The sequence below is a fragment of the Janthinobacterium sp. RA13 genome, from assembly GCF_000745325.1.
GTDB classification, from domain to species: Bacteria; Pseudomonadota; Gammaproteobacteria; order Burkholderiales; family Burkholderiaceae_D; genus Janthinobacterium; species Janthinobacterium rivuli.
The window spans coordinates 5,390,665-5,403,062 of sequence record NZ_JQNP01000001.1 but is presented as its reverse complement, the minus strand read 5'-3'; the positions used below and the strand labels follow the sequence as shown (position 1 = coordinate 5,403,062).

Here is a 12,398-nt window from a genome sequence, read left to right as displayed (position 1 = left end):
CCGGCCTGTCGCCGTTCGGTCCGCCATTCCTGCCATTCGTCGCATACGCAATGCTCGGCAGCAAGGTTTTGCCTATAGTGAGTTCATTGCCAGCATGCATACGGCAGCGGCACCCACACGACAGGAGAACGGCATGAAAGACATCAATTCGGCACCGGGCAGCACTTCCTTCAGCGCTTTCTGGAACGAGCTGTGCGCTTACACGCGCCAGGGCATGGCCGCCTTGCGCGCCATGTCCTGGCCGATGCTGCTGGCATGCTGCCTGGGTCTGGCGTTCCTGATCACCATCTTGCCGCTGGCCATCATGCTGTTTGCGCTTGTGATGCTGCTCAGATGGGCAAGCAACGGCGACGACACGGACACGGATACGAAGGCAGCGAACTCGTCGCAGTCACCGCAATAAAAATTTGCGTTATGGCAAGAGTGCAAGGATTGTTCTATGGCACTATGGAGGGACGTAGCACTGACGGGCATCAACCCTATCCCGATGGTTGGTATGGATATGGAACGCCAGACAGTATCCATGATCGAAGCTACTCCCCCACAGCCATAGGAGTTTTCTGATGACCACGACAGCAAAAGCGACAGCAGCGACAACCATACCCTGCCTGCGCTACCGCGACGCGCCCGCCGCCATCGAATGGCTGTGCAAAGCGCTCGGCTTTGAAAAACAATTGATCGTGCCAGACGGCAACGGCGGCGTCGCCCATGCGCAACTGAGCTTTGGCAATGGCATGGTCATGGTGGCGCCAGCCATCGACAGCGACTATGGCCGCCTGATGAAACTGCCTGGCGACATCGGCGGCGCCAACACGCAAAACTGCTACCTGGTCGTCAGCGACGCCGACGCCGTCTACCGCAGCGCGCGCGAAGCCGGCGCCGAGATCGTGCTCGACATCAAGGATGAAGATTACGGCGGACGGGGCTTTACCTGCCGCGACCCGGAAGGCCACATCTGGAGCCTGGGCACCTACGATCCATGGTAAAACGGAGAACAATGATTATCAGTACCCTTGCCGCCGCCAGCCTTGCGCTAGTCGGCGGTTTCCTGTCCGCTCCCGTCCTCGTCGACGAGCACCTAAACCGTGTCCATCCGCCGTCCGGCAAGGCGCCATCGGCAGCCACTACGGCCCTGCACCAGAGCCTGTGGATCGCCGACCTGCACGCCGACAGCCTGCTGTGGCAACGCAATCTGAACCGCGACAGCCAGCGCGGACATGTCGACTTCCCCCGCCTGCAGCGGGCCAACGTGGCGCTGCAAGCCTTTTCCGTCGTTACCAAGACGCCGCGCAAGATGAATATCGAGCGCAATGGCAGCGATACGGACAACATCACGGCCCTGGTGGTGGCGCAAGGCTTGCCGCCCGCCACCTGGAACAGCCTGCTGGCGCGCGCCACTTACCAGGCCGGCGAGCTGCGCCAGCAAGCAGCCAGGAGCGATGGCAAGGTGCGCGTGATCGGCAGCCGCGCCCAGCTGCGCAGCTTCATCGCCGCGCGCGAAAAAGATCCGAACCTGGTGGCCGGCTGGCTGACCCTGGAAGGCGCGCATGCGCTCGAGGGCAAGCTGGACAATCTCGATACCCTGTACCGGGCCGGCTACCGCATGGCCGCGCCCACGCATTTCTTCGACACGGAACTGTCCGGTTCCCAGCACGGCTTGAAAAAAGGCGGCCTGACGCCGCTGGGCAAGCAATGGCTGCGCGCCATGGAGCAGCGCAAGATGATCGTCGACCTGGCGCACGCCTCGCCGGCTACCATCGACGACGTATTGACGATGGCGAAACGCCCCGTGATGGTGTCGCACACGGGCGTGCGCGGCACCTGCGCCAACGGCCGCAACCTGAGCGACGCACAACTGAAACGCATCGCCGCCCAGGGTGGCCTGGTGGGTATCGGTTTCTGGAATACGGCCGTCTGCGGCAAGGACGTGGCGTCCATCGCGCGCGCCATCAAGTACACGGTCAAACTGATCGGCGCCGACCACGTGGCCTATGGCTCGGACTTCGACGGCGCCGTCACCACGGCCATTGATGCGACGGGCTTGCCGCGATTGACGCAGGCGCTTCTCGACGCTGGCCTGTCGCAAGCGCAGATACGCCGCGTGGCGGGCGAGAACGTGCGCGACTTTTTACTCAAAAATCTGCCGGACGATGATGCTTAGCCCAGGGCGCTGATCAAGTCCAGACTCGCCACCTGGCGCGGCCGGATGCGTATCAGCTTGCGGTACAGCGGCGGCATCGACTCGCACAGCGCCAGCAGCGCGTTTTCCTCCATGGCCGGGCGCACGTACTGGAATTGCGCGGGATTATTCTCCGGCAGCGCGCCTTCCATGGTGGAGCCGTAGGCGCCCAGGGTCATGAAACTGGCGGCGCCGTCGTCCGGGCCGATGGCCAGCACGAAGGTGCCGTGCTTGGGATGGCCCAGATAGCTTTTGATTTCTTCCTGCAGCGCCGGCGCCGCATTCGTCATCAGTTCAAAGCGCAGCTGCGCGTACTGGCGCGTGCATTCCATGAACGGCGTGCGGATGACCGACTGCGCCAATTTTCCGGGCATGCACAGCAGCAGGTTGCCGAAGGAATCGAGCAAGGCGGCAGCGTCGCCCTGTCCGCCATCGCGCACATCCTGCTCCATGGCCGCTTGCAGGAACGGTGCCAGGCCGGCATCGGGCGCGTGCGGCGCGCAACGGTAAGTCAGGGCGTCGGGATAGCGGCGGCGCAGGGCGCGCACCACGGCATGCTCGGATGGCAAGGTGGCGGGATCGCGCAAATGCACGTCGTCACCCGCGTTCAGCAGCTGCATTACCTGCGCCGATGTCGACTCGAACACAAGCGAACACAGTGCCTGCGTCGCCTCGTGGATGCTCTTGCCGATGAAAAAAGATTTGGGCGCGGCGCCCGATGGCAGGCGCGCATACTCGGTGGCGCCGCGCACGGCTGGATAACAAAAACTGCGGCCAGCCTGCGCCTGCAGCGGCGCCGGCAAAGCCGTGAACGTGGCGCTGCCATCGTAATTGATGCCCGCCTTGACGTCGGGCGCGGCCACCACCACGTTGAAACCGGCCGTCAGAATCGCCCCCGTGCACATGCAGCAGGGGTCGAGCGAGGTGACGATGGTCAGTTCGCCCGGCGGCGGCAAGGGCGTGCCCTTGGCCCGTTCGGCAAAATACCAGTCCACCAGCTGGCGTTCGCCATGCGCCGTGGGGTCGAACACCAGACCCTGGCGCACGACATTGTTATGCATCGATTGCAGCACGTTGCCGGCGCCATCGAGCAGCACGCCGCCCACGCCGAAGGTGCCCTGCGTCTTGGCGGCCATGGCTTCGGCCGCGGCAATCGCCACGGCGGCCTGGATGTCGATCGTCTTGTTCAAGCGAATCCTGTTACTTCATGTCCAGGTCGGAATTGCCGAAGCCGTGCGGCAGCAGCCAGCCCGCCGTCACTTCCATGACATCGTTTTTCAGGTTCGTCAGGATGACCGGCAGGTCGGCGCCGCCCATCTCGAAGATCACCTGGCGGCAGGCGCCGCACGGCGAGATCGGTTCGACCGTGTCGCCCGTGACGGCCAATTTGGCGAAGTCGCCCGGCTTGCAGCCATGCGCGATGGCGCTGAAAAACGCCGTGCGCTCGGCGCAGTTGCACAGGCCATACGCCGCATTTTCCACGTTACAGCCACGGAAGACGCGGCCATCCTTGCACAGCAGCGCCGCGCCCACCTTGAAACGCGAGTATGGCGCGTAGGCCAGTTCACGGCCGGCATTGGCTTCGGCGATCAGTTCTTGGTTGTTCATTTGATTTTCTTTTCAACCCCAGCAGCAAGATGCTGGGGTCGTACCCTGAGGGTACGACCCCAGACTTTGCTTCTGGGTTTAGTTTAAGGTCGTATCGTACGGTAAATCACCGGATTGCCCGTCAACGCCACCGCGCTGATGGCATACGCTTGCTGGATTTCCCTGACGGCTTGCTGCGCCGCCGCTTCCGTGCGCGCGTGCACCATGGCCAGCGGCTGACCCACGGCCACTTGCTCGCCCAGGTTCACGAGGTCCGTCAGGCCGACAGCGAAATCGATGCTGTCCGTCGGACGGCGGCGGCCACCGCCCAGGGCCACCACGGCCAGGCCGATGGCGCGGCAATCGCGCACGTTGGCAAAACCGGCTGACAGCGCTGGCGCCGGCACGATGAATGGTGCTGTTTCCAGGTGCTTGTCCGGATGTTCGACGATATCCGCCGGGCCGCCCAGGGCCGACACCATGCGCGAGAAGCGCTCGGCCGCTTCACCCGAATCGAGGGCCGCCGTCAATTTCACACGCGCTTCCTCTTCGGTGGCGGCCAGGCCGCCCAGCACCAGCATCTCGGCGCACAGCGCCAGGGTCACTTCATGCAGGCGCGCGGGACGCGAACGACCCGTCAGGTAATCCATGGCGCCGCGCACTTCCAGCGCATTGCCCGCGTACGGCGCCAGCGATTCGTTCATGTCCGTCAGAATGGCCGACGTCTGCATGCCCGCGCCATTGCCGACGGCGACGATGCTCTCGGCCAGTTCCACCGATTTGTCGTAGGTCGGCATGAAGGCGCCCGAACCCACTTTCACGTCCATCACCAGCGCGTCCAGCCCGGCCGAGAGTTTCTTCGACAGGATGGAGCCGGTGATCATGGCCACCGATTCCACCGTGGCGGTGACGTCGCGGATGCTGTAGAAACGCTTGTCGGCCGGCGCCAGCTGCGCCGTCTGGCCGATGATGGCCACGCCGATATCCTGCACCACCTTGCGGAACAGTGCATTGTCCGGCACCGTGCAATAGCCTGGAATGGCGTCGAACTTGTCCAGGGTGCCGCCCGTGTGGCCCAGGCCGCGGCCCGAGATCATCGGCACGTAACCGCCGCATGCGGCGACCATGGGACCCAGCAGCAAGGAGACGACGTCGCCCACGCCGCCCGTCGAATGCTTGTCGACGATGGGGCCAGGCAGGTTCAGCGAGCGCCAGTCCAGCACCTGGCCGGAATCGCGCATGGCCAGGGTGAACGCCACGCGCTCGTCCATGTTCATGTCGTTGAAATAGACGGCCATGCCCAGCGCCGCGATCTGTCCTTCGCTGACGCTGCCGTCAGTGATGCCACGCACGAAAAACTGGATTTCCTCGGCGCTCAATACGCCCTTGTCGCGCTTTTTGCGGATGATTTCCTGAGTTAGAAACATGATAGCTCCCGATGTCTTGTTCAAATACTGATGTCGATCCAGCGGCCTTGTCGGATTACGCCCTGCGGGCTAATCCGACCTACACGCCTTGCTGGCGAAAGCAACTTGGGGCCGGTGCCCCGGCGCATCGCTGCGCGGGAGAACCGGCCCCACTGTCCTGCTTTACAAACTTAGACGCCGTAAGGAATCCACACGTTTTTCACCTGCGACGCATGCGCCAGCACGGCGCGGCCGCCACTTTGGGCGGCGCTGTACCAGTCGCGGCCCTTCGCACCACCGACCCAGGTGCGCTTCAGGGTGCCGGCCGACAGGCGCTCGACTTCGGCGCAACCTTCAGCGGAACCGTCATGGCGCCAGACGGCGTCGATGTCGGCGTGCGTGGCCAGGGTGCGCGCCAGTTCATCGGCGTTGCCGCTGATGATGTTGACGACGCCGCCCGGCAAGTCGGACGTGTCGAAGACCTGGTACAGGTCCAGCGCGGAAAGCGGATGCGCTTCCGATGGCACCACCACCACGCGGTTGCCCAGCGCGATGGCAGGGGCGACGAGCGAAATGAAGCCCAGCAAAGGCGCTTCGTTCGGGCAGACGATGCCGATCACGCCGACCGCTTCATTCAGCGCCACGGTGATGCCTTTCGTTGGCGGCTGGTGCGCCAGGCCGTCGTACTTGTCGGCCCAGGCGGCGTAGTAGAACAGGCGTTCGATCGATGCCTGCACTTCCTTCTCGGGGTTTTTATTGCCCGTCATGGCGGCGATGCGGGCGGCGAATTCGTCGGCGCGCGCAGCGAGGTTTTCAGCGATGTAGTACAGCACTTGCGCGCGGTTGTGCGCCGTGGCGCCGGTCCAGCCGGACGCTTTATGGGCCGCTTCGACGGCGTTGCGGATATCCTTGCGGCTGCCCACGCCCACTTCGGCCAGCAGGGCGCCGTTCGCGCCAAACACCGGGGTGCTGTAGGCGCTGTCAGGGCGCGCCTGCTTGCCGCCGATGTACATCTTGGCCGTGCGGTCGATGGCGAACGGATCGGCTGCAGCCGGCTTCGCATTGCCCTTGGCCTTGACTTCCACCACCGGCAAGGCTGGACGCGCATCTTCGGCCAGGGCCGTCATGTATTCCAGCATGCCTTCGCGGCCGCCTTCACGGCCGAAACCAGATTCACGGTAGCCGCCGAAGCCGCATGCCGCATCGAACTGGTTGGCGCTGTTGATCCACACCACGCCAGCCTTGATGGCGGGAGCGATATCGAGGGCCAGGCTGATCGACTCGGTCCACACGCTGGCGGCCAGGCCGTACACCGTATTGTTCGCCAGTTGCACCGCTTCGGGCGGCGTGCGGAAGCTCATGGCCACCAGCACGGGACCGAAGATTTCAGCCTGTGCCACGGCGGCCGAGGTCGACGCGCCCGTGATCAGGGTCGGCGGGAACCACGAACCGTCGGCCGGCAATTCACACGCCGGTTGCCACACGTCGCAGCCTTCGGCACGCGCCGAATCGACCAGCGCGGCGATGCGCTGGCGCTGCACGGGGTCGACCAACGCGCCCACGTCCATCGATTTGTCCAGCGGCGAGCCGAGGCGCAGGTTTTCCATGCGGGCGCGCACCTTGTTCAGGAAGCGCTCCTGGATCGATTCCTGCACCAGCAGGCGCGAACCGGCGCAGCACACCTGGCCCTGGTTGAACCAGATCGAATCGACCAAGCCTTCCACGGCGCCATCGAGGTCCGCGTCTTCAAAGACGATGAACGGCGACTTGCCGCCCAGTTCGAGGGAGAGCTTCTTGCCGCTGCCGGCCGTCGCTTCACGAATCAGGCGGCCCACTTCCGTGGAGCCCGTAAACGCGATCTTGTCCACGCCAGGATGCTTGACGATGGCCGAGCCCACTCTGCCGTCGCCGGTGACGATGTTGACGACGCCAGCCGGCACGCCTGCCTGCACGCACAATTCGGCGAACAGCATGGCGGTCAGCGACGTGAATTCGGCCGGCTTGAAGACGACCGTGTTACCGGCCGCCAGGGCCGGGGCGATTTTCCACGACAGCATCAGCAGCGGGAAATTCCACGGCACGATCTGGCCCACCACGCCCACGGCGCGGTAGTCGGCGAATTCTTCCGACTGCAGCTGCGCCCAGCCGGCGTGATGATAGAAGTGGCGCGCGGCCAGCGGCAAGTCGATATCGCGCGTTTCGCGGATGGTCTTGCCGTTGTCCAGGGTTTCGAGCACGGCGAACAGGCGCGAATGCTTTTGCAGCAGACGGGCCAGCGCGTACATGACTTTCGCGCGGCCGTGGCCGCCCATGCCTTGCCAGACGGGCAGCGCGCGGCGCGCCGCTTCGACGGCGCGTTCGACGTCCGCGTCGGTCGCTTGCGTCAGTTCGGCCAGCTGCGCGCCATCGGCAGGATTGGTCGAGGCGAACAGTTCCGCCGGCGCGCTCCAGGCATTGTCGATGAACAAACCGAATGTGCGCTGGTGGCCATCGAGCCACGCTTGCGCTTCTTTTTGACTTTCGGGAGCAGGGCCGTAGTCCATAGTATTGAGAATCTCGTTAATTGTTGGCATGACGATTGTTCTTTAAGGTTGTGCGTGACGATTATTGGCCGAGTAGCTGCCGGTGACGTAGTGCTCGAGCTGGCGCTCGATGTCGGTCAGCAGGCTGGAAGCGCCGATGCGGAACAGGTGCGGCTGCAGCCATTCGTTGCCCAGTTCTTCCTTCATCAGGGTCAGGTATTGCAGCGCGCTCTTGGCCGAGCTGACGCCGCCGGCTGGCTTGAAGCCCACCTGGAAGCCCGTCTGCTCGTGGTATTCGCGGATCGTGCGCACCATCGTCAGGGCCACGGGAATGGTGGCGTTCACGCCCTCTTTACCGGTGGAGGTCTTGATGAAATCGGCGCCTGCCATCATGCAGACCCACGACGCCTTGGCCACGTTTTCCATGGTCAGCAAGTCGCCCGTGGCGAGAATCGCCTTCACGTGGGCTTCGCCGCACGCCTTGCGGTAAGCGAGCATTTCGTCGTACAGCACTTGCCAGTTGCCGTTCAGGACGTGCTGGCGCGTGATGACGATATCGATCTCGGAAGCGCCGGCAGCGACCGACAGCTCGATCTCCCGCAGCTTCGTTTCCATGCTCGTCAGTCCGGCCGGGAAACCCGTCGACACGGCGGCGATGGGCAAACGGCCCTGGATGACTTTCACGGCTGGCTGAATCATCTCGTGGTACACGCACACGGCGCCGGTGCTCAATTGCGTCAGGCCCAAGGCGTCCATCAGGTCGGCGCGCAGCGGGCGCATGGCCTTCATGCACAGGCGTTCCACTCTGCCCGGCGTATCGTCGCCGCCCAGGGTGGTCAGGTCGATCATCTGGATGGCTTTGACCAGCCAGGCGGCCTGGTATTCCTTTTTCACCGTACGGCGGTTCGCCAGGCTGGCCGCGCGGCGGTCCGTCGCGGCGCGGTTGACGCGGATCTGGTTGATCCAGCCCAGGTCGAGGCCAACGGCCTCATTACGCTTGAATTCGGGGTGCATGAGTGTCATAACAAGCTGGTTCCATTAGCAAGTGGTGGTACGCCAAGGTGTTTGGCGAGGGTTTGGCCAATATCGGAGAAGGTCTCGGAAATACCCAGTGCGCGCGGGGCGACACCGGGGCCGAAGAAGATCATCGGTATGTGTTCGCGGGTATGGTCGGAGCCGTGCCAGGTCGGGTCGCAGCCATGGTCGGCGGTGATCACGACCAGGTCGCCTTCCTTGAGCTTGGCCATGAATTCCGGCAGGCGACCATCCATTTCGCGCAGCGCGTCGGCATAGCCTTCGACGTTGCGGCGGTGGCCGAAAGCCTGGTCGAAATCGACGAAGTTCACGAAGGTGAGCGACTTGTCCTGCACTTCATCGGCCGTCTTCAACAGCGCTTCGAACAGCGCCATGTTGTCAACGCCCTTGACGACGCGCGAGATTCCCTGGGTAGCGAAAATGTCGCTGATCTTGCCCAGGCCGACGACTTCGCCGCCCGCATTCTTGACGTGGTCGAGCAGGGTCGGCGCGGGTGGCGCGACGGCGTAGTCATGGCGGTTGGACGTGCGCGTGTAGTTGCCATTGCTGCCGGTGAACGGGCGGGCGATGACGCGGCCGATGTTGTACGGCTCGACCAGCTTGAAGGCCATTTCGCACACTGCGTACAGGCGCTCGAGGCCGAACGACTCTTCGTGCGCGGCGATCTGCATCACCGAGTCGCCCGAGGTATAGATAATCAGCTTGCCGGTGGCGACGTGCTCGTCGCCATGCTTGTTGATGATGTCCGTGCCCGAGGCATGGCAGTCGCCGAGGAAGCCCGGCACGCCCGACATGGCTTTGAGCTTGTCGGTCAGGTCGGCCGGAAACGACGGCGTGGTGCGGGGGAAATATCCCCAGTCGAATTCGACGGGCACGCCGGCGATTTCCCAGTGGCCGCTCTGCGTGTCCTTGCCGGTGGAGCGCTCGCGCGCCGCACCATAGGCGCCGGTGAAGCCGTCGCGCTGGTCGAAACCGGTGGCCCATTCGCCGCTGGCCAGGTGCGCGGCGGCGCCCAGGCCCAGGCGTTCCATGTTCGGGAGTTTCAAGGTCTTGCCGCTTTTGGCGACAGTGCTGGCAATGTGGCCAAAGGTATTGGCACCTGCGTCGCCATACTTGGCGGCGTCTGGCGTCGCGCCAAGGCCGAAGGAATCAAGCAGGAGGATAAATGCGCGTGACATGATAAGGCTCGCTTTATGGATGTAATGCGGGATGATGCGAACAGTGTAGGCCGGATTTTCCCGGCCTGCCGCGCGGCAGCGCCAGTAGATGGCGCGCCGCTACTGCATAAAAAAGTGCTTAGGCTTGCGGCTTTTCTGCGACTTTGGAGAGGAAGGCCAGGATCAGCTTGACCAGGTCTTTCGCGCCGATGGCCGCGTATTTCAGGGTTTGCTCATGCGACAGGGCGAATGGCGACATGCCTTCGGCCAGGTTGGTAATCACCGACACGCCCACCACTTTCAGGTCGCAATGGCGGGCCGAGACCACTTCCGGCACCACGGACATGCCGACCGTGTCGGCGCCCAGGCGGGCCATCATGCGGATTTCGGCGGCCGTCTCGAAGTTCGGACCAGGGTAGGCGACGAACACGCCTTCATGCAGGGTGATGCCGTTCGAAGCGGCCGTGTCCTTGACCAGATTGCGCAAGTCCGCATCGTAGGCGTTGGCCATGCTGAAGAAGCGCGGGCCGAAGCGGTCATCGTTCGGGCCGACCATCGGCGTGCCTGGCAGCAGGTTGATGTGATCGCTGATGGCCACCAGGCTGCCGGCGTCCACTTCAGGGCGCAGGGAGCCGGCGGCGTTGGTGACGAACAGCATTTCGCAGCCCAGAAGTTTCAGGGTGCGGATGGCGCTCGTCATCACGCCCATGCCATAGCCTTCATAGAAGTGGCCACGGCCCTTCATACAGACAACGGCGACGCCCGACAGGGTGCCGATCACCAGTTCGCCGGCATGGCCGTGCACGGTGCTGATCGGGAAGCCTGGCAATTCGTCAAAGCTGATGCTGACGGCGTCCGTCATCTGCTCGGCCAACACACCCAGGCCGGAGCCGAGGATCATCGCCACGCGCGGCTTGAAATTTTCAGGAGCGCGGGCACGGATGATTTCGGCGGCGTGGAAAGGGGTGTTGTTCGACATGGTTATCCTCTGATTGACTAATGGTGATGGGTTGCTGCCTGCGCGACGGTGTACGAAAAGTATCGCCCAGGTATCGGGTATGTATGGGTATGTATGGTGTTACAGGTATATCGAAATGCGTATTGCCTCTATTTGCCGCCACTATGCATCAAACGGAATATGTATGGCAAATACCATTTTTCTTGCCCATTTATACAATTCAAATATAAATCGCCGATATTATAGTCGAGGCATGCCCAGGCCCGCCATGCCCGGGAAATCCGTGCATACAAGCTCCATACGAAGGTTTTTCGCATGCACTTGACACGCGCTTGACATCAGAAAGACAAATGTTTACAGTTCCAGACAAATGTTTAAACCTCAGCGAAAACCCTGTGACCGATACCAATAAAAAAGACCAGCTGTACACGCTGATCCGCAACAACCCCTTCATCTCGCAGCAAGACCTGGCGAGCGAGCTGGGCTTGTCGCGCTCGGCCGTCGCCGGCCACATCGCCGGATTGATCCGCGAGCGGCGCCTGCTGGGGCGCGCCTACGTGCTGCCCGACAGCCGCCCCGTGCTGTGCATAGGCGCCGCCAACCTCGACCGCAAGATGCGCACCCTGGCGACCTTGCAGATGGGCACATCGAATCCCGTGCGTTCGGAAGAAGTGTTTGGCGGCGTGGGCCGCAACATCGCGGAAAACCTCGCACGCCTGGCTATCCCCGTGGCCCTGCTGACGGCGCTGGGCGACGACGCGGCCGGCCACGCCCTGCAGACGCACGCGGAAGACGCGGGCATCGACATGCGCGGCAGCTTGCATCTGAGCAACACCAGCAGCGGTACCTACACGGCCGTGCTCGACGAGCATGGCGAAATGCTGCTGGCGATGGCCAACATGCAACTCTATGAACAGCTGACACCGGCTTTTCTGCACAGCCGCCAGCCACAGCGCGCCGCCGCCGCCCTCACCGTCTGCGACCTGAACCTGGGCCACGACAGCGTGCAGGCCCTGCTGGCCGATGCGCGCCAGGATGCGACGCACGCGACGCCGCTCGTCATCGTCGCCGTCTCGCAGCCAAAGATGGCGCACTTGCCGCAAGACCTGACGGGCTTGCATTTGCTGATCCTGAACCGGGGCGAACTGGAAACGCGCGTGGCGCGGGCCTTGCCCACGGCGGCGGATCTGCGCGCCGCCTGCCGCGAAGTGCAACGCCAGGGTGCGCGCCAGGTGATCGTCACCTGCGGCGGCGAAGGCGTGTACTTCACGGATGGCGACAGCCTGGACGCCCCCATCGTGCATCTGGCCGCGCGCGAAGTGGACGCCGTCGACGTGACGGGCGCCGGCGACGCGTTTTCCGCCGCCGTCTGCTGGTCGCTCTACCACGACAGCAGCGATTTGAAACTGGCCTGCCGGCGCGGCCTGAAACTGGCCGCCATGACCCTGGAATCGGCTGCCACCGTCTCGCCCCAGATTTCCGCCGGCGCGCTCGACAACATTGACGACGCCGACCTGGCGCCGCCTCCCCCTACCCTCTTTCAACAGGACTGAA

General features: G+C 63.6%; 11 protein-coding genes. 4 read left to right on the top strand and 7 right to left on the bottom strand.

Annotated elements, in window-relative coordinates:
- Positions 1-133 precede the first annotated feature (133 nt).
- The 3 genes from FG13_RS23965 (at position 134) to FG13_RS23955 (ending at position 2,161) form a co-directional block, all read left to right on the top strand.
- Complete coding sequence (locus FG13_RS23965; RefSeq protein ID WP_035825009.1) at positions 134-403, top strand: hypothetical protein; 270 nt, start codon at positions 134-136, stop codon at positions 401-403.
- A gap of 160 nt (positions 404-563) precedes the next feature.
- Positions 564-986 carry a VOC family protein gene (locus FG13_RS23960; RefSeq protein WP_035825006.1) on the top strand — a complete coding sequence of 141 codons (423 nt, stop codon included), beginning with the start codon at positions 564-566 and terminating at the stop codon, positions 984-986.
- Between the two features lie 11 nt (positions 987-997).
- Complete coding sequence (locus FG13_RS23955; protein ID WP_152598849.1) at positions 998-2,161, top strand: dipeptidase; 1,164 nt, start codon at positions 998-1,000, stop codon at positions 2,159-2,161.
- Here FG13_RS23955 and FG13_RS23950 read toward each other — a convergent pair.
- From FG13_RS23950 to xapA, 7 genes are all read right to left on the bottom strand, one after another.
- The gene (locus FG13_RS23950) at positions 2,158-3,369 is read right to left on the bottom strand and encodes a nucleoside deaminase (RefSeq protein WP_035825002.1); all 1,212 of its coding nucleotides are present in this window, start codon (positions 3,367-3,369) and stop codon (positions 2,158-2,160) included. The two genes, FG13_RS23955 and FG13_RS23950, sit on opposite strands and share 4 nt — an antisense overlap.
- 10 nt (positions 3,370-3,379) lie before the next feature.
- Positions 3,380-3,787, bottom strand: a complete 408-nt coding sequence (locus tag FG13_RS23945) for a cytidine deaminase (protein WP_035824999.1) — start codon at positions 3,785-3,787, stop codon at positions 3,380-3,382.
- A gap of 83 nt (positions 3,788-3,870) precedes the next feature.
- Positions 3,871-5,193 (bottom strand): thymidine phosphorylase, encoded by a 1,323-nt coding sequence (gene deoA, locus FG13_RS23940; protein ID WP_035824996.1) that lies wholly within the window; start codon positions 5,191-5,193, stop codon positions 3,871-3,873.
- Positions 5,194-5,363: 170 nt separating this feature from the next.
- Positions 5,364-7,745 carry an aldehyde dehydrogenase family protein gene (locus FG13_RS23935; RefSeq protein ID WP_442905209.1) on the bottom strand — a complete coding sequence of 794 codons (2,382 nt, stop codon included), beginning with the start codon at positions 7,743-7,745 and terminating at the stop codon, positions 5,364-5,366.
- A gap of 12 nt (positions 7,746-7,757) precedes the next feature.
- Positions 7,758-8,717, bottom strand: a complete 960-nt coding sequence (gene deoC, locus FG13_RS23930) for a deoxyribose-phosphate aldolase (RefSeq protein ID WP_035824993.1) — start codon at positions 8,715-8,717, stop codon at positions 7,758-7,760.
- The gene (locus FG13_RS23925) at positions 8,714-9,907 is read right to left on the bottom strand and encodes a phosphopentomutase (protein ID WP_035824990.1); all 1,194 of its coding nucleotides are present in this window, start codon (positions 9,905-9,907) and stop codon (positions 8,714-8,716) included. Before FG13_RS23925 ends, deoC begins: the two co-directional genes overlap by 4 nt.
- A 118-nt stretch (positions 9,908-10,025) precedes the next feature.
- Positions 10,026-10,865 (bottom strand): xanthosine phosphorylase, encoded by an 840-nt coding sequence (gene xapA / locus FG13_RS23920; RefSeq protein WP_035824988.1) that lies wholly within the window; start codon positions 10,863-10,865, stop codon positions 10,026-10,028.
- A gap of 374 nt (positions 10,866-11,239) precedes the next feature.
- On the opposite strand from xapA, the gene FG13_RS23915 reads away from it, so the two are divergent.
- Positions 11,240-12,397: a carbohydrate kinase gene (locus FG13_RS23915; RefSeq protein ID WP_035828659.1), complete on the top strand. Its 1,158-nt coding sequence runs from the start codon at positions 11,240-11,242 to the stop codon at positions 12,395-12,397.
- Position 12,398 lies beyond the last annotated feature (1 nt).

Coding starts and splice junctions, on each gene's coding strand:
- FG13_RS23965 (WP_035825009.1), top strand. CDS start 134: ATGAAAGACATCAATTCGGCACCGGGCAGCACTTCCTTCAGCGCTTTC.
- FG13_RS23960 (WP_035825006.1), top strand. CDS start 564: ATGACCACGACAGCAAAAGCGACAGCAGCGACAACCATACCCTGCCTG.
- FG13_RS23955 (WP_152598849.1), top strand. CDS start 998: ATGATTATCAGTACCCTTGCCGCCGCCAGCCTTGCGCTAGTCGGCGGT.
- FG13_RS23945 (WP_035824999.1), bottom strand. CDS start 3,787: ATGAACAACCAAGAACTGATCGCCGAAGCCAATGCCGGCCGTGAACTG.
- deoA (WP_035824996.1), bottom strand. CDS start 5,193: ATGTTTCTAACTCAGGAAATCATCCGCAAAAAGCGCGACAAGGGCGTA.
- FG13_RS23935 (WP_442905209.1), bottom strand. CDS start 7,745: ATGCCAACAATTAACGAGATTCTCAATACTATGGACTACGGCCCTGCT.
- deoC (WP_035824993.1), bottom strand. CDS start 8,717: ATGACACTCATGCACCCCGAATTCAAGCGTAATGAGGCCGTTGGCCTC.
- FG13_RS23925 (WP_035824990.1), bottom strand. CDS start 9,907: ATGTCACGCGCATTTATCCTCCTGCTTGATTCCTTCGGCCTTGGCGCG.
- xapA (WP_035824988.1), bottom strand. CDS start 10,865: ATGTCGAACAACACCCCTTTCCACGCCGCCGAAATCATCCGTGCCCGC.